Annotated in this window: 23 protein-coding genes; 14 read left to right on the top strand and 9 right to left on the bottom strand. The window is 72.6% G+C overall.

Annotation, left to right across the window (positions count from 1 at the left end; all coding sequences use genetic code 11):
- Positions 1 to 34: 34 nt before the first annotated feature.
- Positions 35 to 1,894, bottom strand: coding sequence for an acyl-CoA dehydrogenase (locus tag NITAL_RS20535; protein ID WP_052668170.1), 1,860 nt, complete (start codon positions 1,892 to 1,894; stop codon positions 35 to 37).
- A 139-nt stretch (positions 1,895 to 2,033) separates the two neighbouring features.
- On the opposite strand from NITAL_RS20535, the gene NITAL_RS20530 reads away from it, so the two are divergent.
- From NITAL_RS20530 to NITAL_RS20515, 4 genes are all read left to right on the top strand, one after another.
- Complete coding sequence (locus NITAL_RS20530) at positions 2,034 to 2,600, top strand: TetR/AcrR family transcriptional regulator (protein WP_052668168.1); 567 nt, start codon at positions 2,034 to 2,036, stop codon at positions 2,598 to 2,600.
- 177 nt (positions 2,601 to 2,777) lie between these two features.
- On the top strand, positions 2,778 to 3,533 hold the full coding sequence (locus NITAL_RS20525) for a hypothetical protein (RefSeq protein WP_157041996.1): 756 nt from the start codon (positions 2,778 to 2,780) through the stop codon (positions 3,531 to 3,533).
- A gap of 90 nt (positions 3,534 to 3,623) precedes the next feature.
- Positions 3,624 to 4,952: a hemolysin family protein gene (locus NITAL_RS20520; RefSeq protein WP_052668164.1), complete on the top strand. Its 1,329-nt coding sequence runs from the start codon at positions 3,624 to 3,626 to the stop codon at positions 4,950 to 4,952.
- A complete protein-coding gene (locus NITAL_RS20515; RefSeq protein ID WP_083441827.1) occupies positions 4,949 to 6,346 on the top strand; it encodes a hemolysin family protein in 1,398 nt (465 codons plus the stop codon). The genes NITAL_RS20520 and NITAL_RS20515 overlap by 4 nt, the downstream gene beginning before the upstream one ends.
- A gap of 13 nt (positions 6,347 to 6,359) precedes the next feature.
- Here the strand turns inward: NITAL_RS20515 and NITAL_RS20510 are convergent, their stop codons facing one another.
- On the bottom strand, positions 6,360 to 6,602 hold the full coding sequence (locus NITAL_RS20510; RefSeq protein WP_052668163.1) for a hypothetical protein: 243 nt from the start codon (positions 6,600 to 6,602) through the stop codon (positions 6,360 to 6,362).
- A gap of 85 nt (positions 6,603 to 6,687) precedes the next feature.
- Between NITAL_RS20510 and NITAL_RS20505 the strand changes: the two genes are divergently transcribed.
- Positions 6,688 to 7,323 carry a PaaI family thioesterase gene (locus tag NITAL_RS20505; RefSeq protein WP_083441826.1) on the top strand — a complete coding sequence of 212 codons (636 nt, stop codon included), beginning with the start codon at positions 6,688 to 6,690 and terminating at the stop codon, positions 7,321 to 7,323.
- A 67-nt stretch (positions 7,324 to 7,390) separates the two neighbouring features.
- Here NITAL_RS20505 and thpD read toward each other — a convergent pair whose 3' ends face one another.
- From thpD to ectA, 4 genes are all read right to left on the bottom strand, one after another.
- Positions 7,391 to 8,296, bottom strand: a complete 906-nt coding sequence (gene thpD, locus NITAL_RS20500) for an ectoine hydroxylase (RefSeq protein ID WP_052668161.1) — start codon at positions 8,294 to 8,296, stop codon at positions 7,391 to 7,393.
- Between the two features lie 80 nt (positions 8,297 to 8,376).
- Positions 8,377 to 8,766 carry an ectoine synthase gene (locus NITAL_RS20495; RefSeq protein WP_052668159.1) on the bottom strand — a complete coding sequence of 130 codons (390 nt, stop codon included), beginning with the start codon at positions 8,764 to 8,766 and terminating at the stop codon, positions 8,377 to 8,379.
- Between the two features lie 34 nt (positions 8,767 to 8,800).
- Entirely contained in the window at positions 8,801 to 10,093 is a 1,293-nt protein-coding gene (gene ectB / locus NITAL_RS20490; RefSeq protein ID WP_052668157.1) for a diaminobutyrate--2-oxoglutarate transaminase, read from the bottom strand.
- Positions 10,094 to 10,162: 69 nt separating this feature from the next.
- Entirely contained in the window at positions 10,163 to 10,675 is a 513-nt protein-coding gene (ectA, locus tag NITAL_RS26710; protein WP_211262554.1) for a diaminobutyrate acetyltransferase, read from the bottom strand.
- Between the two features lie 705 nt (positions 10,676 to 11,380).
- On the opposite strand from ectA, the gene NITAL_RS20480 reads away from it, so the two are divergent.
- From NITAL_RS20480 to NITAL_RS20465, 4 genes are all read left to right on the top strand, one after another.
- The gene (locus NITAL_RS20480; RefSeq protein WP_211262553.1) at positions 11,381 to 12,052 is read left to right on the top strand and encodes an esterase/lipase family protein; all 672 of its coding nucleotides are present in this window, start codon (positions 11,381 to 11,383) and stop codon (positions 12,050 to 12,052) included.
- Positions 12,053 to 12,129: 77 nt separating this feature from the next.
- Complete coding sequence (locus tag NITAL_RS20475) at positions 12,130 to 12,702, top strand: mismatch-specific DNA-glycosylase (RefSeq protein ID WP_052668156.1); 573 nt, start codon at positions 12,130 to 12,132, stop codon at positions 12,700 to 12,702.
- A 161-nt stretch (positions 12,703 to 12,863) separates the two neighbouring features.
- Positions 12,864 to 13,562, top strand: a complete 699-nt coding sequence (locus NITAL_RS20470; protein WP_052668154.1) for a GNAT family N-acetyltransferase — start codon at positions 12,864 to 12,866, stop codon at positions 13,560 to 13,562.
- A gap of 27 nt (positions 13,563 to 13,589) precedes the next feature.
- Positions 13,590 to 14,660: a hypothetical protein gene (locus NITAL_RS20465; RefSeq protein ID WP_052668152.1), complete on the top strand. Its 1,071-nt coding sequence runs from the start codon at positions 13,590 to 13,592 to the stop codon at positions 14,658 to 14,660.
- Positions 14,661 to 14,678: 18 nt separating this feature from the next.
- On the opposite strand, the gene NITAL_RS20460 is transcribed toward NITAL_RS20465, so the two are convergent.
- From NITAL_RS20460 to ilvD, 3 genes are all read right to left on the bottom strand, one after another.
- The gene (locus tag NITAL_RS20460; protein ID WP_157041994.1) at positions 14,679 to 15,164 is read right to left on the bottom strand and encodes a hypothetical protein; all 486 of its coding nucleotides are present in this window, start codon (positions 15,162 to 15,164) and stop codon (positions 14,679 to 14,681) included.
- 67 nt (positions 15,165 to 15,231) lie between these two features.
- The gene (locus tag NITAL_RS20455) at positions 15,232 to 15,702 is read right to left on the bottom strand and encodes a nuclear transport factor 2 family protein (protein WP_052668149.1); all 471 of its coding nucleotides are present in this window, start codon (positions 15,700 to 15,702) and stop codon (positions 15,232 to 15,234) included.
- Positions 15,699 to 17,396, bottom strand: coding sequence for a dihydroxy-acid dehydratase (ilvD, locus tag NITAL_RS20450; protein ID WP_052668147.1), 1,698 nt, complete (start codon positions 17,394 to 17,396; stop codon positions 15,699 to 15,701). The genes NITAL_RS20455 and ilvD overlap by 4 nt, the downstream gene beginning before the upstream one ends.
- 193 nt (positions 17,397 to 17,589) lie before the next feature.
- Between ilvD and NITAL_RS20445 the strand changes: the two genes are divergently transcribed.
- The 5 genes from NITAL_RS20445 (at position 17,590) to NITAL_RS20425 (ending at position 22,668) form a co-directional block, all read left to right on the top strand.
- Positions 17,590 to 18,006 carry a PaaI family thioesterase gene (locus tag NITAL_RS20445; protein ID WP_052669857.1) on the top strand — a complete coding sequence of 139 codons (417 nt, stop codon included), beginning with the start codon at positions 17,590 to 17,592 and terminating at the stop codon, positions 18,004 to 18,006.
- Complete coding sequence (locus NITAL_RS20440; protein WP_052668145.1) at positions 18,003 to 19,013, top strand: TIGR03617 family F420-dependent LLM class oxidoreductase; 1,011 nt, start codon at positions 18,003 to 18,005, stop codon at positions 19,011 to 19,013. The genes NITAL_RS20445 and NITAL_RS20440 overlap by 4 nt, the downstream gene beginning before the upstream one ends.
- Positions 19,014 to 19,020: 7 nt before the next feature.
- Complete coding sequence (locus NITAL_RS20435) at positions 19,021 to 19,905, top strand: DMT family transporter (RefSeq protein WP_052668144.1); 885 nt, start codon at positions 19,021 to 19,023, stop codon at positions 19,903 to 19,905.
- 41 nt (positions 19,906 to 19,946) lie between these two features.
- Positions 19,947 to 20,897 (top strand): ROK family protein, encoded by a 951-nt coding sequence (locus tag NITAL_RS20430; RefSeq protein WP_052668142.1) that lies wholly within the window; start codon positions 19,947 to 19,949, stop codon positions 20,895 to 20,897.
- 121 nt (positions 20,898 to 21,018) lie between these two features.
- Positions 21,019 to 22,668 carry an acyl-CoA dehydrogenase family protein gene (locus NITAL_RS20425; RefSeq protein ID WP_211262550.1) on the top strand — a complete coding sequence of 550 codons (1,650 nt, stop codon included), beginning with the start codon at positions 21,019 to 21,021 and terminating at the stop codon, positions 22,666 to 22,668.
- Positions 22,669 to 22,706: the final 38 nt, after the last annotated feature.

Here is a 22,706-nt window from a genome sequence, read left to right as displayed (position 1 = left end):
GGCGTCCGTCGGTCCGCGAGGAACCCGGGTCAGGTCAGAAGGCCGCCTCCGGCACGTCCATGACCCAGCCGTCCTCGTCGGCGGCGCGCTGCCGGCGGAAGGCGGCCTTCGGCAGCGAGTACTGCGAGAACCAGCGGGCGGAGGCGACCTTGCCGGTGTAGAAGTCCGCATCCGCACCGGTCGCACCGCCGTCGAGGGCGGCCTGCGCCACCTCGGCCTGACGCAGCAGCAGCCAGCCGATGATCGTCTCGGCGAGGGAGTGCAGGAACTCGGTGCTCTGCAGCCCGGTCTTGTAGATCTCGGTGCGCGAGCTCTCGTCCATCGAGGCCATCGCGTGCTGGATGAGCACCCCGAGGTGGCCCTGGGTGTCGTCGAGCGCCTGACCGAGGCGCTCGCGCTCGGCGGCGAACGGGTCGCCGTCCCCGCCGGCCTTGACCAGCTCACGGATCTGGTCGGCGACCCAGGTCAGGGTCGCGCCCTGGTCCCGGATGATCTTGCGGAACAGCAGGTCGAGCGCCTGGATCGCGGTCGTGCCCTCGTAGAGGGTGTCGATCTTGGCGTCGCGGATGTACTGCTCGACCGGGTAGTCCTGGGTGAACCCCGACCCTCCGAAGGTCTGCAGGGACAGCGCGAGCAGCTCGTAGGCCTTCTCGGAGCAGTAGCCCTTCACCAGCGGCAGCAGCAGGTCCTCGCGAGCGATCCAGGCCGTGTGGGCGTCCTCGTCGTCGGTGGTGAGGCCGGCCTGGTCCTGGACCCAGCCGGTGAACATCACCAGGGCCCGCATGCCCTCGGCGTGGGCCTTCTGCTCCATCAGCATCCGGCGCACGTCCGGGTGCTTGATGATCTCGACCTTCGGTGCGGTCTTGTCCGCCATCTGGGTCATGTCCGCACCCTGCTGGCGGATCTTGGCGTAGTCGAGGGCGTTGAGGTAGCCGGTCGACAGCGTCGCCATCGCCTTGGTGCCCACCATCATCCGGGCGTACTCGATCACCAGGAACATCTGGCGGATCCCGTCGTGCACGTCACCGACGAGGTAGCCGACGCACGGGGTGCCGTCCTGGCCGAGGGAGAGCTCGCAGGTGGCCGACCCCTTGATCCCCATCTTCTTCTCGATGTTGCTGACCCGGACCCCGTTGCGCTCACCGAGCGAGCCGTCCGCGCCGACGTGCAGCTTCGGGACGATGAACAGCGACAGGCCCTTGGTCCCCGGCGCGGCGCCTTCGGGGCGTGCCAGGACCAGGTGGACGGTGTTGGGGTGGGTCTGGGCATCCGCCGAGGTGATGAAGCGCTTGACGCCCTCGAGGTGGTAGATCGCCCCGAGGTCGTCCTCGCCCGCGTCCTCGACGTGGATCGCCCTCGTGGTGCCGGCGCCGACGTCGGACCCGGCGTCGGGCTCGGTCAGCACCATGGTGCCACCCCAGCACTCCTCGATCATCGGCCGGGCGAAGCGCTGCTTCTGGCCCTCGGTGCCGATCTGGTCGACGATCGAGGCCATCAGCGCGCCGATCGGCCACAGCATCGCGGTGGCGTGACTGCCGGACAGCAGCTCGGAGCCGGCCCACCGGATCGTCGGGGGCGCCCCGTAGCCGCCGAGGTGGGTGGGCAGCGGCATCAGGTGCCAGCCGGCCTCGTAGAAGGCCTTCAGTGCCTGGTCGAGCTCCTCGGGGATGGTGATGTCGCCCTCGGGGGACAGCGCGAGGGGCGTGCGGTCAGCGGGCACGAACGAGTCCGCCCAGATCGACTCGCTCGCGAACCGTTCGAGTTCGCTGAGCAGCATGCGGGCCTGGTCCTCGTCGACGGCCTCGTAGGCGCCCGTGCCGAAGTACTCGCCGGCACCGAGGACCTCGTAGAGGTTGAACTCGATGTCGCGGAGGTTGGACTTGTAGTGGCTCACGCTTCGTCTCCCGGGTCGCGGAGGGTCCGGCAGGGGCGGCAGGTGCCGGACGGGCTGGCTCAGATGTGGAGCGTCTGCTACATCTTGGAGTGTTCGCTCCAGTTCTGCAAGCCCGGTCGACCGGGAGGGAGGAGGCGAGGTGGCGCGGTACCGCGTAGGGCTCGAGACGCGCGAGCGGATCCTCGCCGCGACCCGACGGGTCGTGAACGAGGTGGGCATCGAGGGGGTGACCCTCAAGGCGATCACCGATCAGGCCTCGGTGGGGGCGGGCAGCTTCTACAACCTGTTCCGCTCCAAGGAGGACGCCGTCCTCGAGGTGGTCCGTCAGGCGATCGAGTCGGTCGACCCGGACCCGGAGGGGGCGGGGACCGATTCGCTCGATGACCTCGTCGATGCCTTCGTGACCTTCTTCACCGATTCACGCCCGATCGCGCGCATCTACCTGCAGCTCGCGCTGGCGCGGGGGCTGACCGACCGGCACGTCGCCGAGCGGGTCAACCGGTCGCACCGACGGCGGGTCGAGCGGTTCGCGGACGCCTGGATCCGGCACGACCCGACGATCGACGCCACCGAGGCCGAGGTCCGGGCTGAGCTGCTCGTGGGTGGGCTGATGGGTCTCGGCCTGAACGCCCTCGTCGACACCTCCTTCGACATGCGTGCCCACGCGCAGCGGCTGCTGCCCGGTGCGAGGGTGGTCGGCGGGTGAGCTTCCGTGTGCTCGGCGCTGCACGGCGGTAGCGTGTGGCCTGCGTCCGCTGCACGGTGGACGCGGGGGTGTGGTCGGGGGCCGCACAGCACGAGAGGTCCAGGGGTGGGTCTGAGGCGTACAGGAGCCCCGCGGGGCGGTCGAGCGACGAGGCTGGTCGCCAGTTCGCTCGCGGTGATGCTCGGTCTGACCGCGTGCACCGCTGACGGGGATGAGGACCAGGCTGCCGACGAGTTGCCAGTCGAGGTCGAGGGCGAGGTCCTCGACCGTCGTGAGCCCGACGCGGCCGAGGAGCCCGACGTGGACGGCGAGGAGGACACCGACGACGACGGGCCCGGCGACGACGGGCCCGGCGACGAGGACGGCACCGCCGAGACGGACGACCCGGACGCGGCCGACGAGGCCGCACCACCGACGAGCCCGGCGCCGACGAGCCCGGCGCCGACGAGCCCGGCGCCGACGAGCCCCACGCCGACGAGCCCCACGCCGACCCAGCCAGCCCCGGCCGAACCGGCACCCACGCCGGCACCCATGGTGCTCGCTGCCGGGCCCGCACGATCGACCGGGCCGGTGCTCGACAGCGACGGCGTCGAGTGGACCGTGACCTCCTCGACCAGCGTCGAGCGTGGCGTGGACCCGCCGGCCCTCACCGTGGCGACCCACCCCGGCGACGACGCCCCGCGTCGTCAGGTGGCGTGCGCCGCCGCGCTGGAGGCACCGTCCGACCGCGGTCTCGTCGCCCGCGGGACCCTGACGGTGTCGCTGCACGTCGTGGGAACCGACGGCGCGGTCCAGGTGCTCACGCGGCAACGCATCGAACTGGACGTGACCCTGGAGCCTGGCCGCCGGCTCGACCTGGCAGCGTCGCAGGGGCGCACCTTCGACGTCGCGGACGTCCGCCAGGTCACCTGTGTGGCCGAGCTGAACGGCTGACCGCCAGGTCGGTCACCGCGCCGGTGGCCGGCTAGCCTCCGCTTCCGTGGACGACCCGAGCCATCCGCCCCCCGTACCGCAGCGCCGCCCGTGAGCGGTCCGCTCGGGCTGGCGCTCGTCGCGCTCCTGATCGCTGGCAACGGCCTGTTCGTCGCCGCCGAGTTCGCGCTGGTGTCCGTGCGCCGGGCCCAGGTCGAGGACCTCGCCGGCGGGGGCGACCGCCGGGCCCGGATCGTGCTGCGTGAGCTGAGTCAGCTGTCGTACACCCTGTCGGCCGCGCAGTTCGGCATCACGGCCACCTCGCTGCTGCTGGGGTTCATCGCCGAACGGGCGCTCGGCGAGACGATCATCCAGCCGGTGCTCGATCTCGTCGGGTTGCCGGAGGGGGCACGGCTCGGCGTCGCCGTCGCCCTCGCCTTCCTGCTGTCGACGATCACCCAGATGGTGGTCGGCGAGCTGTTCCCCAAGAACCTCGCGATCTCGCGTCCCCTCGGTGTGGCCCTCGTGGTGACGCCGCTGACCCGGACCTTCGGGCTCCTGCTCCGCCCGATCATCGTGGTGTTCGACGGTGCGGCGCAGTGGCTCACCCGGCACCTGTTCCGGGTCGAGGTCACCACCGAGCTCGAGGGCGGGCACTCCCTCGACGAGCTCGCGCGGATCATCGCCGCCTCGGGACGTGAGGGCGCGCTGACCGAGGAGCAGACCCGGTTGCTCCGGCGGGCGGTCGAGCTCGGCGACTCGCGCGCTGGTGAGGTGATGGTCCCGCGGCCCGACGTGGTGTGGCTCGCTGAGGACCAGACCCTCGCCGATCTTCGCGTCGCCGCCGCAGCGACGGGCCACAGCCGGTTCCCGGTCCGCGGTGCGAGCGAGGACGAGGTCCGCGGCACGGTGCACGTCAAGGACCTGCTGCTGGTGGCCACCGACGCCCACGCCGCGACGTCGGTGACCGAGCTGCTGCAGCCGCCCCTCGTGGTGCCCGAGAGCCAGCCGCTGCGCAGCCTGCTCAGCGCCTTCCGCCACGCGCAGCGCACGTTCGCGGTCGTGGTCGACGAGTTCGGCGGCACAGCCGGCATCGTCACCGTCGAGGACGTGCTCGAGGTGCTCGTCGGCGACATCGAGGACGAGTTCGACGCGTCCGAGGCGACGGTGCGCCGCCTCGGTGCGGACCGTCACGTGGTGCGCGGATCGCTGCGCACCGAACGGCTCGAGGAGTTGCTCGGCGTCGAGGTCCCCGACGGCGCGTACGAGACGGTGGCCGGGTTCGTGCTCGACCGCCTCGGCCACATCCCCGAGCCGGGCGAGGTGGTGGCGACCGACGAGTTCGACCTGGAGGTGACCGGGGTCGAGGGCGTGCGCATCACCGAGCTGACGGTGACCGACCGCCGCACGACGCCACGCGACGGGGAGGTGGGATCGTGACCCTGCCGCCCACCGTCCTCGCCGTGGCCGCCGATGCCGCCGCCGGCAGCTTCAGCTGGCCGGCGATCGCCCTCGGTGTGGCCCTGTTGGTGCTCAACGGCGGCTTCGTCGCGGTCGAGATCGCGCTGCTCGCGGCGCGCCGCACGCGCGTCGAGGAAGCGGCGGAGGCGGGCGACCCACGGGCCGCCCGGTCGCTCGCGAGCCTGACCGAGCTGTCGGTGACCTTCTCGGGGGCGCAGCTCGGCATCACGATGTGTTCGCTCGGCCTCGGAGCGGTGGCCGAACCCGCCGTCGCGTCGCTGTTCGCCGGCTGGCTCGGTGGGACCCCGCTCCCGGTCGGGGCGGTCCCCATCGTCGCGGTGGTGCTCGCGCTGTCCCTCGTGGTGTTCCTCCACATGGTCGTCGGCGAGATGGCTCCCAAGAACCTGGCGCTCGCCCGGGCCGAGCCGGTGGCGTTCGCGCTCGCCCGTCCGTTCTCGATCTTCGTGGCCGTGCTGCGTCCCCTGATCGTCCTGCTCAACGGCCTGGCGAACCTGCTGGTCCGGGCCGTCCGGGTCGAGCCCGTCGACGAGCACAAGTTGGTGCACACCGCCGAGGAGCTGCTGTTCGTCGTGACCGAATCCGGCGAGAGCGGGACCATCGAGCCCCACGATGCCCGTGTGCTGACGGCGGCACTCCGGCTCGCCGAGATCGACGCCGAGTCGGCCATGACGGCCCGCGTCGACCTGGTCACGGTCCCCGACGACGCCACGGTGGAACAGCTCCTGGCCGTGGCCGCGGAGACCGGACACACCCGGCTGCCGGTCTTCCACGAGGACGTCGACCACGTGGTCGGGATCGTGCACGTCAAGGACCTGCTCGTCGGCGAGGTGGGCGACCCCTCGACCACCCTGGCAGCCGACGTGCTGCGGCCGGTCCCCGCCGTCCCCGAGTCCCGGGATCTCGAGTCGCTCCTGCGCGAGATGCTCGAGCAACGCTCGCACGCCGCGTTGGTCATCGACGAGTACGGCGGCACGGCCGGCCTCGTGACGCTCGAGGACGTGCTCGAGGAGCTCGTCGGCGAGATCGACGACGAGTTCGACGACACCCGCCACGGCACGACCGAGGCCGAGCTGGTGTGGATCGTGCCGGGGATGCTGCGCCGCGACGAGCTCGAGCGCATGACGGGCCTCGACCTCGCGGGCGGCGAGGCCGAGACGGTCTCCGGGTGGGTGACCGAGCGGATCGGTCGGCTGCTCGAGGTGGGGGACCGCTGGACGACCGCCGACGGGTGGCTGCTCACCGTGCTCGGTCTGGATGGCCGCCGCGCCGACCGCATCGAGGTGCGCAGTCCCGAGGCGCCGGCGGGGACGACCGCGGAGACCGGTGTGCCGCGCGGCGACGGGCCGGCCTAGCCCACCGGCTCACCTAGCGGTCGAGCCGGTCCTCGTCGAAGTCACGGCACACCCACGCGGCGTCGACGAGGGAGCGCTGCGCCGGGTGCCAGCAGTACGCGAGCTCGTGGCCCGGGTTGAGGAAGAACCGGCAGCGGCCGCACGAGCGGTCCGGATCGTCGCTGCGGGCGAGCAACGTCTCGCCGAGCCGTTGCTGGGCGGCGACGGCCAGCTGCACGTCGATCTCGGCCGGGTCGGCCGGTCCCTCGAGCTCCACGAGCCGCCCTCCGACGTCCGGTCGCGGCAGCGTAGGCCGGCACCGGGCGGCCACTACGGTTCGGGGTCCGCGACCGGAGCGCGCCGTGACCGACGAGATGTCCCACCACCCACGTGCCCGCGCGGCCGCAGCGCTCCGACGGCTCGGCCACGCCGTGTCCGGTCACGAAGCGGACGAGGCGCTGCTCGAACGTGTGGCGGCGGCGGCCGACCGGGTGGCCGACGACCTCGAGGCGGCCCCGGCGCGGGTCCGCGACCTCCTGGAACTCAAGCGCCGCATGTTCGACGTGGAGGTCCCCGACGGCGCCCGGATCGTGCACTTCGACGAGTGCTTCGTGTCGGGGCCGTGGAACCCGCTCGGCATCGCCATCGACGTCCACCGCGACGGTGACGAAGCCGTCGCCCGGGTCGAGCTCGGGCCGGCCTTCGAGGGTGCGCCTGGTCGGTCGCACGGCGGCATCGTCGCCGCGATCTTCGACGACGTCCTCGGGTACCTGCTGACGTTCACCCACACACCGGGGTTCACCGGTGAACTGACGGTGCGCTACCTCGCACCGACACCGATCGGGCAACCCCTCGAGTTCCGCTCCCGGGTCGTGCGACGCGAGGGACGCAAGCTGTTCTGCGAGGCCGAAGCCCGGGTGGCCGGACCGGACGGCGACCTGGTCGCCACCTCCCACGCGGTCTTCATCGCCATCGCGGCGGAGCGGATGCGCGCCTGAGTCGGCGCCACCCGCACACCGGAGGCCCGCCGGATCCGGCGGGCCTCCGGGGGCGGTGCGAGCACGGTCAGCTGCGCGGCAGCGGGTCGACCTCGCGGTGCGCGATGTACGGCGGGCGTGGTGCCGCCGCGGCGAACGGCGCCTGCAGCGCGTTGCTCACCGCGTTGTAGACGAAGAACGCGTTGCTGCGGGCGAACGGGGTGATGTTCCCGTTGGAGCCGTGCATGATGTTGCTGTCGAAGAACACCACCGATCCGGCCAGGCCCTTGGGTGCGACGATGCCGAAGTCGGCCGCCAGCTGGGACAGGCTGTCCTCGTCGGGGGTGCCAGCCTCCTGCTTCTGCAACGATGAGCGGTAGTTGTCCTCCGGCGTCTCGCCGACGCAGGCCACGAAGCGTCGGTGCGAACCCGGCATCACCATCAGTGGGCCGTTGTGCTCGGTGTTGTCGGTCAGCGCGATCGACGCCGAGATGGCCCGCGGGGTCGGCATCCCATCCTCGCTGTGCCAGGTCTCGAAGTCGGAGTGCCAGTAGAACTCCTTGCCCCGGAACCCGGGCTTGAAGTTCACCCTGGTCTGGTGCAGGTAGACGTCCTCGCCGTGCAGTTGCCGGGTCACATCGGCCAGGCGGGCGTCACGGGCCATCTCGAGGAACAGGTCGCTGACGGTGTGGATCTCGAAGATCGAGCGCACCTCATCGGTCCCACGCTCGGTGATGACCCGCTCCTGGCGCTTGAGATCCTCGTCGGCCGACAGGCGGTGCAGCTCGGCGAGGAAGCGGTCGGTCTCCTGCTTGCTGAACACGTCCTCGAGGAAGAGGAAGCCGTCGCGCTCGAAGCTGTCGACCTGCTCGACGCTCAGGGGCCCGGCGCCGGGCTCGCGTGCCGAGGCGGCCACGACGGGGTCGTCACGGTCGATGATGCGCGGCTCGGCGACACGGGTGGGGTAGCGGTCGTGGGTGGTGGTCGAAGCCATAGAGCTCGTCACGCTCCTCGTGTCGGGGTCGTGGGTCGTCGGGCCCCATCCTGCGGCAGGTCGGGGCCGGGCGCCAGGGCTCAGGCGTCCGTCAGGAGGGGGTAGGCGCCGTCGGCGTCGTGGGTCTCCTGGCCGGTGACCGGGGGGTCGAAGACGCAGATCATGCGCAGATCGGTGTGCGCCCGCAGGATGTGACGCTCGTTGCCGTCGAGGCAGTACATCGTCCCGTCGGCGATGGCGTACGTCTCGCCGGTCTCGAGGTCCTCGAGCTCGCCGGTGCCGCCGACGCAGTAGACGGCCTCGACGTGGTTGCGGTACCACATCCGCGTCTCGGTCCCGGCGTGCAGCGTGGTGTCGTGGAAGGAGAACGACTGCCCGTCACGGGCGAGCAGGAGGCGGTGGCTCGACCAGGTCTCCGCGTGGGTGACGCGGTCGGTCCCGGCGAGCTCGGACTTCGTACGGACGATCACGGTGGTCTCCGGTGGCGTAGGTCGGGCTGGCAGCTCAGGCCGAGAGGAGGGCCGGCGCGGCGTCCGGCGTGACCTCGTGCTGGGACCGAGCGGCGTCCAGGGCATCGCTGAGGACCGCGAAGGCGTGGGCGAGCTCAGCTTCGCTGATGGTCAGCGGGGGCAGGAGCTTGACGACCTGGTCGTCCGCACCCGCGGTCTCGACCAGGACCTGGCGGGCGAACGCCTCGCGGGCGACGGCCGTGGCCAGCCCCGGTGTGTCGAGCTCGACGCCCTGCATGAAGCCGCGACCGACGACGCGGGCCTCACCGGCCGGCATGCGGTCCGCGAGCCCCTGGAGACCGGTGGTCACCAGCTCGGCCTTGCGGCGCACCTCGGAGGCGAAGGCGCCGTCACGCCAGCGCTCGAGCGCCGCGGTCGCGGTGACGAAGGCCGGGTTGAAGCCGCGGAAGGTGCCGTTGTGCTCGCCCGGCTCCCACACGTCCAGCTCGGGACGCATGAGGGTGACGGCGAAGGGCAGCCCCAGCCCGGACAGCGACTTCGACAGGGTGATGATGTCCGGCACGATCCCGGACGGCTCGAAGCTGAAGAAGGTGCCGGTACGGCCGCACCCGGCCTGGATGTCGTCGACGATGAGCAGGATCCCGTGCTCGCGGCACAGCGCCGAGAGGCGCTGCAGCCACGCGTCGGAGGCGACCCGGAGGCCACCCTCGCCCTGGACGGTCTCGAGGATCACCGCCGCCGGCAGGGCGACGCCCGAACCGGCGTCATCGAGGTAGGCCTCGAGGTAGTCGATGGTGTCGACGCCGGTGCGGAAGTAGTCGTCGAACGGCATGCGGTGGGTGTGCGAGAGCGGCACGTTCGCGCCGCCGCGCTTCATGGAGTCGCCGGTGACCGCGAGGGACCCGAGCGTCATCCCGTGGAAGGCGTTGGTGAAGCACACCACGTTGGTGCGTCCCGTGACCTTGCGGGCCAGCTTCAGGGCGGCCTCGACCGCGTTGGTGCCGGTCGGTCCGGGGAACATCACCCGGTGGTCCATGCCGCGGGGGCGCAGGATGACCTGCTCGAAGGTCTCCAGGAAGCTGCGCTTGGCCGTCGTCGACATGTCGAGGCCGTGCACGATCGTGTCGGTCGACAGGTAGTCGAGGAGCGCGGCCTTGATGTCCGGGTCGTTGTGCCCGTAGTTGAGCGCGCCCGCGCCCGCGAACAGGTCGAGGTAGCGGGTCCCGGCCTCGTCGGTCAGCCAGCTACCCCGCGCTGTGGTGAAGGTGGTGGGCCAGGCACGGCAGTAGCTGCGGACCTCGGACTCGAGGCGGTTGACGGTGTCCACGTGTTCCTCCAGGGAGTGTGGCGGTCAGTGCGGGTCTCGGTGCGACGACGGCGCGTCGCGGTCGCGGTGTCAGCTGGTGGGGATCGGGCCGATGCGGTGCAGGTCCTCGGGCTCCGCGCCGCCGAGGTCGTCCCGGTCGGCCCACCGGGTCACGTTCAGCGGCGCGGACAGGTCCCGGGCGAGCGCCCCGAACAGGCGCTGGGACGCGGTGTTGGTGGGGGTCACCGTCGCCTCGAGGTGGGTCGGTGCCACCTCGGCCACGAGCCAGCGCAGCATCGAGAGGCCGAGCCCTCGGCCGCGGGCGGCGGGTGCGACCCCGACCTGCCAGACGAACAACGTGTCCGGGTGTGTGGGTGGTGCGAGACCGAGGACGAACCCCTCGGGGCCATCGGTGCCCTCGGCGATCACGCTGGTCGCTCCGAAGAAGCGGGCGGCCAGCACGTAGGCGTACGGCGAGTTGACGTCGAGGCCGCCACCGTCCGCGACGAGCGCGTGCAGGTCCGGTCCGTCATCGGCACGGACCGCCCGCAACGTCGAACGCGCGGCCCGATCGGCGGGCGGGATGGCAGCGGCGGTGGACACGAGGAGCTCCTGGTGAGGTGGTGCGAGTCCGACGGGCGCGGTCGACGGCGCGCGAGCGCGCCGGACCAGCAGGCGTGGCAGGTCCCGAGGAGACCGGTGGTCAGGGCCGTCGTGCCGGGCCCGTACATCGCGCGTGCACACCCTCGACCATCGGTCGCTCACTCGGTCGTGACCGGGCGGGGTGGTGACGCGGCGAGATGGCAGCTCCTGGCACGGGCGGACACGCGGGGCGCGAACGGCCAGCATCCCGGCGGTCGAGGTGCCTCCCGGACCCTCGTCCTGCACGGTCCCCCTGCACAGGCGAGGTCGAAGCCCCTGCCGGACCGCCAGATCCGACCGTTCGCGCTGACCGTAACGAGGACCCCGGGGGGGCCCGCAACTCAGGTCACTGTCCGAACGGCCAGGGTGATGTCCTTGCGTTCGGCCGGGAGCGTCGAGGTCGCGTCGGCGCTCATCGGCTGGCTGGCCTCCGGGCGGTCGGGACGCAGCGTCACCTGACGCGGACGTCGAGGTGCGCCTGCCGCCACGTTCCGTCACCTGACATCACGCTGCGTGACAGTGCGGGGGTGGCCGATCCGTGCCACACCGCGCGATCGCACCGCGTCGATGGGAGGCGGTCGCCGATGGGAGGGAGCTCGCGCAATGGAGGATGGATCCTGCACGCCCGCACCGGGACGGACCGCCCGAGACAGACGGCACGCCGCCGTGCCGCGCTCGGTCGCGTGGCTCCTGGCGATCACGCTCGCCGCGACCTGGGCGGTGGTCACACCACCGGTCGCCGATGCCCGACCGGAGCCCGACCCGATCGTCTTCGTCCACGGGTACAGCGGCGGCGAGAGCAACTGGAGCACCATGGTCAAGCGCTTCGAGGCGGCGGGGTGGGACGCCGATCGGCTGGTCGTGTGGCCCTACAACTGGAACCAGCGCAACGTCACCACCGCACGCCAGCTCGCTGACGAGATCGCCCGGGTCCGCGACGTCACCGGCGCCGAGCAGGTGACGCTCATCACCCACTCGATGGGTGGTCTCTCCAGCCGCTACTACCTCTCGCAGCTCGGCGGGACCGAGTTCGTCGGGACGTGGGTGTCGCTCGGTGGCCCCAACCACGGCACCAACTGGGCCTACGGCTGCTGGTCGCCGTCGTGCTTCGACATGCGCCCCGGCTCGGCGCTGCTGGCACAGCTCAACGACGGTCCCGACCCGACGCCGGGACCGACCGAGTACGCGACCTACTGGTCGAGGTGCGACGCGGTCATCTCCCCCTCCGACAGCACGGTGCTCCCGGGCGCGGACAACACCCACGTCGGCTGCGTCGGCCACCTCGAGCTGCTGTGGGACCGGACCACCTTCGACCTGGTGCTCGACCGCGTGCGGTGACCTCGGCGGTCAGCGCAGCGTCGCGGCACCCTCGGGCGAGGTTGCCGAGACGAACGAGGGCGACGGAAGGGCTGGCGGTGGGGTTCACCCGTGAGGAACTCGAGAGCTACCGGGACGCGGTCGTGCCGGACCTCCTGGGTGACACCCCGCCCCGCCTGGTGTTCGTCGGGATCAACCCGGGGCTGTGGACCGCCGCCACGCAGACCCACTTCGCGCACCCGGGCAACCGCTTCTACCCGGCGCTGCAGGGGGCCGGGGTCACCGATCGACCGCTCGACCGGGTCGGTGGCCTGTCCGCGGAGGACCGTCGCCAGCTCACCGGTCGCGGCATCGCGATCACCAACCTGGTGCCGCGCGCGACCGCGAAGGCGTCGGAGCTGACCCGCGAGGAGCTGCGCGCAGGTGGCGAGGCCCTCGTGGCGCGCCTGGAGGCGTGGCGGCCCGCGGTGGTGGCCGTGGCTGGGGTCACCGCCTACCGCACCGCCTTCGGCCGGCCGAAGGCGCAGCTCGGACGACAGGACGCGACGTTGGCCGGGGCTGAGCTGTGGGTGGTGCCCAACCCCTCCGGTCTGAACGCGCACGAGACGGTCGAGACGTTGGCCGCCCACTACCGGCAGGTCGCGGTGGCGGCGGGGCTCCTGACGGCTTGAGCGAGGCGAGGGCCGACGGCCCAGTTCCCCGACCGGTCCTGCCCGTCCGACCGGGGTCCTCGGCCGGTCGAACCGTCACGGAGGTGCAGACTCCGGCCAGACCGACCGCTGGTTCCGGCGGCACGCCGGGCCGGATCGCGGACCGAACCGGGAGCGCGCGCGTGACCCTGCCCGCCAGTGGGACATCGGCCGACGTCGCACCATCGCCCGCACCGTCGATCGAGGTGCGTCCTGCGCGTGAGGACGACCTGCCGCGGACCGCACGGGTGCACCGTCGGTGCCTGCCAGGGGGGTTCTTCGCCCGGCTCGGCACCCGGTTCCTGCGGCACTACCACGCCACCTTCGCGGCCAGCTCACGCGCCACCCTGCTGGTCGCCGAGGACCACGGTGAGGTGCTGGGCTTCCTCGCCGGAACGACCGACAACGCCGCGCACTACCGGACCGTGGTGCGACGGCGGTCGGTCCGCCTCCTGCTGAGCGGCGTGGCCGCGATGGCCCGCGACCGCGCGCTCGCGAGCGAGTTCGTGCGGACACGCGTGGCCCGCTACGCCCGCGCCATCGCGAGACAGCTGCGGGCTCGACGCGGGCCTGTGCCCCCGGCGGAGGCGCCTGCTGCCCCGACGGTCGCGGTGCTCACGCACGTGGCTGTCACCGAGGACGCCCGCGGCAGCGGGGCTGGCCGGGCCCTGGTCGCCGCCTTCACCCGCCGGGCTCGCGAGGCGGGGGCGGACGAGGTGCGTCTGGTGACCGCCGCGGACGGGGGCGCCCGGACGTTCTACCGCCGGCTCGGGTGGTCCAGCCGCGGCACCCGGCGTGCGGCGGACGGTACGTTCGTCGAGGAGTTCGCCCGCCGCCCCTAGGCCGGCCACCCCCGTCGAAGGATCCTCGTGCGCGTCCGTACCTCCGCCGCGCTGCTCGCTGCGGCGCTGGCCGTGGCCGCCTGCGGGTCGCCGGAGGGGGCCGGTGACACACCCCAGGTGGCCCCCACGACGGCGGCGCCCGACGGATACGACGTTGCGCCGGGACCGGAGCCCGAACCGGAGCCGGAGCCGGACGCCGAACCACCGGTGTCCCCGCCGCCCGCTCCCGAACCCGCGGCGGCTTACGAGCTCGCTGATGGCGAGACGGGTCCCGCCGCCAAGCGGGCCGCTGCGGACCTCGCGCAGGGGCTGACCACCTACGAGCCCGACGAGTCGTTCGGCGAGGTGGTCGCCCGGGTCACCGACGACCCGGAGCTGGCCCGCCGCCTCGAGGCCGCCGGCCGGGACCTGCACCACGAGGGCGCGTGGTCGCGGGGCGAGATCGTCTACCCCCAGCTCGGGGGCCTCGAGGACGACGCCTCGGCGGTCATCACCGTCGTCCGTCAACAGGTGGGGCACCCGGACGGGAGCACGACCGACCACACGCGGACCCTCGACATCCGGGTCGATCTGACGGCCGACGGGCAGTGGCGCGTCAGCGAGTTGGCCTCCGCCGGCGGACACCCCGTTCCCCGTCCCGACGACCTCAGCGCCGAGGCTGCGGCCGTGCTCGACGACGACCGCATCGAGCTGCCCGACACCGCCCGCTGGGACATCCACCGGGGCGCGGTCGACGACACCCTCCTCGCTCTCATGGCTCGGATCGCCGAACGCACCCCGTACGGCGTGGTCGTGCTCGAGACGGGCCACTCCCGCGAGGTGTTCGGGACCGACCGCACGAGCCGGCACGCCGAGGGGCGAGCGGTCGACATCCACCGTCTCGGCGACTCGCTGGTCATCGACGACCGGGCGCGCGGGTCGGCGACCCACGAGCTCGTCGAGTGGCTCTACGAGCAGCCGGAGCTGTCGGAGGTCGGCAGCCCGTGGGCGCTGGACGGGTTCGGTGGGCGCTCCTTCACCGACGAGCTCCACCAGGACCACCTGCACGTCGGCGTCCTGCGGCCGGGCGAGAAGCAGAAGAGCGCGCCGCGGACCTGACGTCTCGCTGAGGGACGGTCAGGGCACGATGGGCAGGCTGCCGCCACCGCCGCGCTTCGGGTCCATCGCGTCGAAGCCGTCGCCGATCGCGGGCAGCGCATCGACGGCGTGCTGGAGCGGGTGGAGGAAGGGCAGGGCGGTGGGGTCGAGCTCCTCGTCGGGTGCGAACTCCTCGAGGTCGCCCTCGGCCGTGAACCACGACGCCGTCAGGCGGGGGGCGTGGCGACGCGCACCGAAGACGACCACGACCGCGTCGCGGTCCGCGATCTCGGCCTCGGCGACGAAGCCCCAGGCCGGCGTGTCGGTCGCGGTGATCTCGTCCGCGGCGAGCTGCGCGAGGACCGCGTGACGTTCCTCGTCGTCGTCCGGGAACCGGGGGAGGGTCAGCAGGCGCGTCTTCTGCGGGGCGGGTAGCACGATCGTCGGCGGCAGCGGGCGCGCGCGCTCACGCACCAGGTCGATCGCGGCCTCCTGGCACACGAAGCGGAGCTCGTCGAACTGCACCGGCAGCCTCAGGGTGGGGACGTGGCCCACCACGCTACCCGTGGCGAGGCCGCCGGGCGGCGCCCCGTCACCCCGCGAGGTACCGGTCGAGCGACCTCGCCGCCCTGCGCTGCACCTGACTGCGCACCGACGGCGTCCATCCGAGGAGCTGGCCGGTCGGCCCGAGTGCCTGCCGGGACCATCGCCAGAAGCCGAAGTCGTCGACGTGCGTGGTGATGCGATCGGCGTGGATCGTGAAGGTCGCGTCGATCAGGTTGTGCACGGGTCGCGCCGTGGCCGAGAAGGTGTAGCGCGCCTCCCAGCGGGCGCGGCCGCTGACCGCGTCCGACTCGATGTCCACCACCTCGACCACGAGGTCCGGTCCACCGTCGAGCAGCATCTGCCACATCCCGCCGATCCGTCGGGCGCCCTGCAGGTCGAAGACGGGGTCGCGGAACGTGGCGTCGTCGGCGTAGCAGGCCTGCATCGCGGCGCCGTCGCGCGCTTGGAACGCCTCGTAGAGCCGGTGGACGACGCGGCCGCCGCTCGGGCTCGTCACACCGAGGTCGTTGCGCCGAGGGACGCGCTGCTGACGGTGCGGGCGTACTTGGCGAGCACGCCGCGGGTGTAGCGCGGCGGCAGCGGCTGCCACCCTTCGCGGCGTGTGGCCAGCTCACCCTCGTCGACGAGGAGGTCCATGGTCCGGGACGGGACGTCGATCCGGATGCGGTCACCCTCGCGCACGAAGGCGATGGGCCCGCCGTCGGTCGCTTCGGGAGCGACGTGTCCGATGCTGAACCCGTGCGTCGCGCCCGAGAAGCGGCCGTCGGTCAGGAGCGCCACGCTCGCGCCGAGCCCGGCGCCCTTGACCGCCGAGGTGACGGCCAGCATCTCGCGCATCCCGGGTCCACCCTTCGGACCCTCGTAGCGGATGACGATGACGTCGCCGTCGACGATGCGGCCGGTCAGCACCGCCTCCATCGCGTCCTGCTCGCCGTCGAAGACCCGCGCCGGTCCCTCGAACTGGTGGTTGTCCTCGGGGATGCCGGCGATCTTGACGACCGCGCCCTCCGGGGCCAGCGACCCGCGCAGGATCGCGAGGCCGCCGTCGGCGTGGATCGGGCGGTCCAGGGGGTGGACGACCTCACCGTCGGGTGCCGGCACGTCCATGGCCTCGATCTCGTCGCCGAGGCTGCGGCCGGTGACCGTGAGGCAGTCGCCGTGCAGCAACCCGGCGTCGAGCAGCTCCTTGAGCACGACCGGGACGCCACCGATCCGGTCGAGGTCGGTCATGAAGTAGCGGCCGCCCGGCTTCGTGTCGGCGATGTGGGGGACCCGGCGGCCGATCCGGTCGAAGTCGTCGAGGCTGAACTCGACCTCGGCCTCGCGTGCGATGGCGATCAGGTGCAGGACGGCGTTGGTCGACCCGCCGAGCGCCATGACCACGGACGTGGCGTTCTCGAGCGCCTCGCGCGTGACGATGCGGCGCGCGGTGATGCCCTCCTCGAGCAGGTGCAGGACGGCTGCGCCGGACCGACGGGCGAACTCGTCACGTCGTGGATCGGGTGCCGGTGCGGTCGACGACCCGGGCAGCGCCAGCCCGAGCGCCTCAACAGCCGACGCCATCGTGTTCGCGGTGAACATCCCGGCGCACGCGCCCTCGCTCGGGCAGGCCGCACGCTCGATGCGGTCCAGCTCGGCGTCGTCGATCTGGTCGCGGCCCCGCGCGCCGACGGCCTCGAAGACGTCCTGGATCGAGATGTCGTGGCCGTCGTGCTGGCCCGGCAGGATCGAGCCGCCGTAGAGGAACGTCGAGGCGACGTCGAGGCGGACGGCCGCCATGACCATGCCCGGCAACGATTTGTCGCACCCGGCGAAGGTGACCATGCCGTCGAACCGCTCGGCGTGCATCACCGTCTCGACCGAGTCGGCGATGACCTCGCGGCTGACGAGCGACGCACGCATCCCCTCGTGGCCCATCGAGATGCCGTCGGAGACCGCGATGGTGTTGAACTCGATCGGGAAGCCGCCGGCGTCCCGGATGCCGAGCTTGGCCTGCTTGGCGAGCCGGTCGAGCGGCAGGTTGCACGGGGTGACCTCGTTCCACGACGAGGCGACCCCGATCTGGGGCTTGCTCCAGTCGTCGTCGCCCATCCCGATGGCGCGGAGCATGGCCCGGGCGGGGGCGCGCTCGTAGCCGTCGGTGACGTCGCGGCTCACGGGCTTCAGATCGGCCACGTCCGGCCTCCTCATGTCTGGCGGTCGGTGACCGCTTGCGCTCTGGCTCGAGGTCCGGCTCGAGCAGGGACCATCCGACCACAACGGCCGCGCCGGGGCGAACCGGACGGGGACCGCGGGCTAGCGTCCCCGCCCCGACGACGAGGAGCCCGACGTGGACGACGCGATCCCTGCCGACCTACTGGCACAGCTGGCGTCGGGCGAGACCGTGCGGGCCGAGGACGTCGCCTTCACCGCGGGCGGGTTCGACGCCCACGCGGTCGGCCTGGTCTGGGACACCTTCTCGCTCGACCTGGTGACCGCTCACCTGGAGTGCGGTCCCCCGCAACACCAGCCCTACGGCATCGTCCACGGGGGTGTGTGGTGCAGCGTGGTGGAGACGGTCGCCTCCACCGCGGCCGCCCTGCGTGTGGCGGGGGACGGGCGCTTGACCGTCGGGGTCTCCAACACCACCGACTTCCTGCGCTCGCACCGCGAGGGCCGCGTCGATGCCGTCGCGACGCCCATCCACGTCGGTCGCCTGCAACAGCTGTGGCAGGTCGAGTTGACCCGCGCCAGCGACGGCAAGGCCGTCGCTCGCGGACAGGTCCGGCTCCAGAACGTCGACCCGGCGCAGCTGTCGTGAAGCTCGACGCGGTCACCTACGGCGGGCCGCTGGCGGCCACCCCCGGCGAGTTGCGTGCGGCTGAGGTACGTGGCTACGACGCGTGGTTCGTCTCGGAGGTCGCCCACGACCCGTTCCTCGCGTGCGCGCTGGCGGCCGAGCACCGCACCGCGATCCAGGTCGGCACCGGCATCGCCGTGGCCCTCGCGCGCTCACCCATGCAGGTGGCCTACCAGGCGCACGACCTGCAGGCGCTCGCGCAGGGCGCGTTCGTTCTCGGCCTCGGCTCGCAGATCCGGGCCCACATCGAGAAGCGGTTCTCGATGCCGTGGCGGGCACCTGCGGCCCGGATGCGCGAGTACGTCCAGGCGCTGCACGCGATCTGGGAGGCGTGGGAGACCGGGGAACGCCTGCGGTTCGAGGGGGACCACTACCGGCACACGCTGATGACCCCGTTCTTCACCCCGGGCAGCCACGGCTTCGGGCGACCGGCGGTGTGGCTGGCAGCCGTCGGGCCGTTGATGACGAAGGTGACCGGTGAGGTGGCCGACGGCCTGCTGTGCCACGTGTTCACCACCGACCGCTACCTGCGCGAGACGACGCTGCCGGCGCTGACCGCCGGCGCCGAGGCGGTCGGCCGAGGACGCGAGGACCTCGAGGTGAGTCTGCCGGTCACGGTGGTCACCGGCCGCGACGAGGCCGAGCGGGACGCGGTTGCGCTCGGGGTCCGTGGCCAGCTGGCGTTCTACGGCTCCACGCCGGCCTACCGCGGGGTGCTCGACGCGCACGGGTGGGGCGACCTCCACGAGGAGCTCCACGCCGCGTCGCTGCGGGGGGAGTGGGACCGCATGCCGGCGCTGATCGACGACGAGGTCCTGGCGACCTTCGCGGTGGTCACCGAACCGGACCGGGTTGGCGCCGACATCCGGGCCCGTTTCGGGGGCCTGGTGGACCGCATCAGCCTGGCCACGGCGTACACCTTCCCGGAGGAGACGTGGGGCAGGCTCGTGGAGGATCTGCGAGGGTGACCAGCTCGTGACGCGCCCCCCGTGGCGAGGTGGCGCGATCGACGTGGCGCTCGCGGCCGCACTGTGGGGCACCGCCGGGACGGTGCAGGAGCTGCTGCTGCCGACCGCTGCGCCCGTGGCCGTGGCCGCCGTGCGGTGCCTGGCCGCCGGTGTGATCCTGCTGCTGATGGCCGCGCCTCGACCGGCTGCGCGGGCGTCGCTGGTGCACACCGTCCGGACCGGCGGTCGTCCGCTGCTCGTGGCCACCATCGCCATGACCGCGTTCCAGGCCTGCTACCTGCTCGGCATCCGCACGGCCGGTGTGGCCGTGGGGACCCTGGTCGCGCTCGGCAGCGCACCGGTGTGGGCCGGTGTCCTCGCGTTGCTCCTGCGCCGTCGACCGAGCCGGCGATGGGTGCTCGCGACGGTGCTGGCCGTGGCCGGTCTGGTGGCCCTGGTCGGGGCCGATCCGCAGGGGGCTGCGGCCTTCGGGGTGGTGCTGGCCGGCGTGGCGGGGTTGGGCTACGCCGCCTACGCCACCGCGTCCGCGCGCCTGACGGTCCTCGACCGTGCTGCCGTGATCGTGGTGGTGTTCACCAGTTGCGGCCTCTTCCTGCTGCCCGCGCTGCTGTCCGCGGGCGTCCCCCTCGACCTCGGTGGGCTCGTCGGGCTCGCGTGGCTCACGGTCGGGACCACGGTCCTGCCCTACCAACTGTTGCTGCGCGGGCTGAAGGGTGTGGACGCGCCGACGGCGACCACCCTGTCGCTGCTCGAACCGTTGACCGCGACGCTGCTCGCGGTGACGCTGGTGGACGAGCGCCTGACCCCTGTGTCCGTGGTCGGGGTGGTCGCCTTGGCCGTCGGGGTCCTGGTGGCGGGGCGGTCGGGGCCCCGCCGGCTGGCCGCCACCTAGCATCGGGTCACGCCCGACCCACCGGACCAGAGGAGCAGCCCGTGACCACCGTCGGTGTGGACCTCGGCGGCACCAACATCTCCACCGTGGTGCTCGACGGTGAGCGCGTCATCGGCCGGTCACGGCTCAAGACGCCGACCGGCGGGGACCGGACGGGTGTCACCGACGTGATGGCCGCGGCCGTGCACGATGCGCTGGACGATGCGGGGGTGACGCGGGACGACCTCGACGTGGTCGGTGTCGGCTCGCCCGGGGTGGTCATCGACGGCACCGTCGGCGGTGCCGCCAACGTCCCCGACTTCCAGGAGCGTTTCAGCCTCGCCGACCTGCTCGAGAGCGACCTGCGGGTGCCCGTCCGGGTGAGCAACGACGTCACGGCTGCTGCGGTGGGCGAGCACCGGCTCGGTGCCGGCCGAGGGTGCGACGCGCTGCTGTGCGTGTTCGTCGGCACCGGGGTCGGCGGCGGGCTCGTCCTCGGGGGCCAGCCCTGGGAGGGACGAGGTGGCGCGGGGGAGTTCGGGCACACCATCGTCCGCCAGGGCGGGGCGGTCTGTCCGTGCGGGCGTCGCGGCTGCGTCGAGGCGTACGCCGGTCGCCGAGCGATGGCGCTGGCCGCCGAGCGCGCACGGGCTGCCGGCCGCGCGACCGTGCTGTTCGACGTCATGGCCGAGAAGGGCAAGACCACCCCGAGCGCGGGGGTCTTCGCCGAGGCGCTCGCCCGCGGCGACGAGCTCGTCGCCGACCTGCTCGACGATGCAGTCTCGGCGCTCGGGGCCGGCATCGCCTCGGCGGTCAACCTGCTCGACATCGATCTGGTCGTCCTCGGCGGCGGGGTCGGTGACCGTCTCGGCGACGACTTCCGCACCCGGGTCGAGGCGGCAGCGCGCCCGCTGCTCTTCCTCCAACCACCCCGCGTGCGGGTGGTCGCAGCCGAGCTCGGTGACGACGGGGGCGCCATCGGTGCCGCCCTCCTGGCCAGAGGGGCCGGCTGACCGGCCACGCTCGGGTTGGTGGCGACGGCCACGGGGTGGCACCCTCCCGGCCCACGAGCGGCAGCCTCCCACTTCTCCGGAGCGGATCGCCCGTGTCCTTCGTCGCCAGGAGACCGCCGCCGTGGCCCACCTCGAGCACGCAGCCGCCCTCGTCGAGGCCATGCAGGCCGTCATCGACCGTGCCGCCGGCCACCTCGCCACCGAGTGCGAGAAGGACGGCCGCATCAGCACGAGCCTCGTCGACGATCGTCAGACGGTGGTCTACGACCTCGCGTCGGCGTCCTCGGCCGTGGTCGCCGCGGCCGAGCTGACCGCCTGGGGCGAGAAGGGTGAGGTCGAAGCCTCGCTGGCGTTGGCGTTCGCCGCGGACGCAGCGGCCGACCTCCAGGGTCGCATCCTCGGTCGCGAGACCGCGTGGGGCCTCGACGTCGGCGCGTTCGACCACGTCGCCGACGCGCTCGCCGCCGGCCGCGACGCGGCGTTCCTGTCGACCCTCGCCGACGAGGTCCTGCGGACGGGTGAGGCCGGTCCCCGGCACCTGCCCGAGGACCTCGAGATGGTGCGCCAGACCTTCCGACGGTTCGCCGAGGAGAAGGTCATGCCCGTCGCGGAGCACGTGCACCGCGAGGACGCCGACATCCCCGACGACATCATCTCGGGTCTCGCCGAGCTCGGCTGCTTCGCACTGTCGATCCCGTCCGAGCACGGCGGGTTCGCCGAGGGTGGCGACGACGAGCTGCTCAACATGGTGCTGGTCACCGAGGAGCTCTCGCGCGGATCGCTCGGCGTGGCCGGGTCGTTGATCACCCGCCCCGAGATCATCGGGACCGCCATCCTGAAGGGTGGGACCGACGAGCAGAAGGCCCGCTGGCTGCCACCGATCGCGGCGGGCGAGAAGATGTGCGGCGTGGCGGTGACCGAGCCGGACTACGGCTCGGACGTCGCCGGCGTCAAGACCACCGCGACCCGGGACGGTGACGACTGGGTCCTCAGCGGCGTCAAGACCTGGTGCACGTTCGCCGGCAAGGCCGAGTACCTGCTCGTCCTCGCGCGGACCGACCCCGATCGCAGCCGCGGCCACAAGGGCCTCAGCCTCTTCGTGGTCGAGAAGCCGTCGTTCGCGGGCCACAGCTGGGAGGTGACCCAGGACGGCGGCGGCAGCATGCAGGCCAAGGCGATCCCGACGCTCGGCTACCGCGGGATGCACTCCTTCGAGGTGTCGATCGACGGCTGGCGGGTCCCGCACACCGACCTGATCGGGATGGACGACGGGCTCGGCCAGGGCTTCTACCTCCAGATGCAGGCGTTCTCCAACGCCCGGCTCCAGACCGCCGCACGTGCCCAAGGCGTGATGCAGGCCGCCCTCGAACGAGCGACCGACTACGCCAAGCAGCGCAACGTGTTCGGGACGCCGCTGGCCGACTACGAGCTCAACCGGACCAAGATCGCGAAGATGGCGGCGCTCCTGGCCGCCTGCCGGGTGACGTCGTTCGCGGTCGCCCGGTCGCTGGCGCGCGGTGACAGCTCGGCCGGCCTCGAGGCCTCGCAGCTCAAGCAGCTGTCGTGCCGGGTCGCCGAGTGGGTCACGCGTGAAGCGCTCCAGCTCCACGGCGGCTACGGCTACGCCGAGGAGTACACGGTCTCCCGGCTGTTCGTGGACGCCCGGGTCCTGTCGATCTTCGAGGGCGCCGACGAGGTGCTGGCGCTGCGGGTGATCGCCCGTCAGATCCTCGGTGCCGCCCTGGCCACCGGTCCGGACGCCACCGCGTAACCTCCGCCGCCCCTTCACGGTCTTTCCCCAACCTCCCA

The organism is Nitriliruptor alkaliphilus DSM 45188 (genome assembly GCF_000969705.1).
Classification (GTDB): Bacteria; Actinomycetota; Nitriliruptoria; order Nitriliruptorales; family Nitriliruptoraceae; genus Nitriliruptor; species Nitriliruptor alkaliphilus.
The sequence above is the reverse complement of the archived record's forward strand: the minus strand, read 5'-3'. Positions and strand labels throughout refer to the sequence as shown.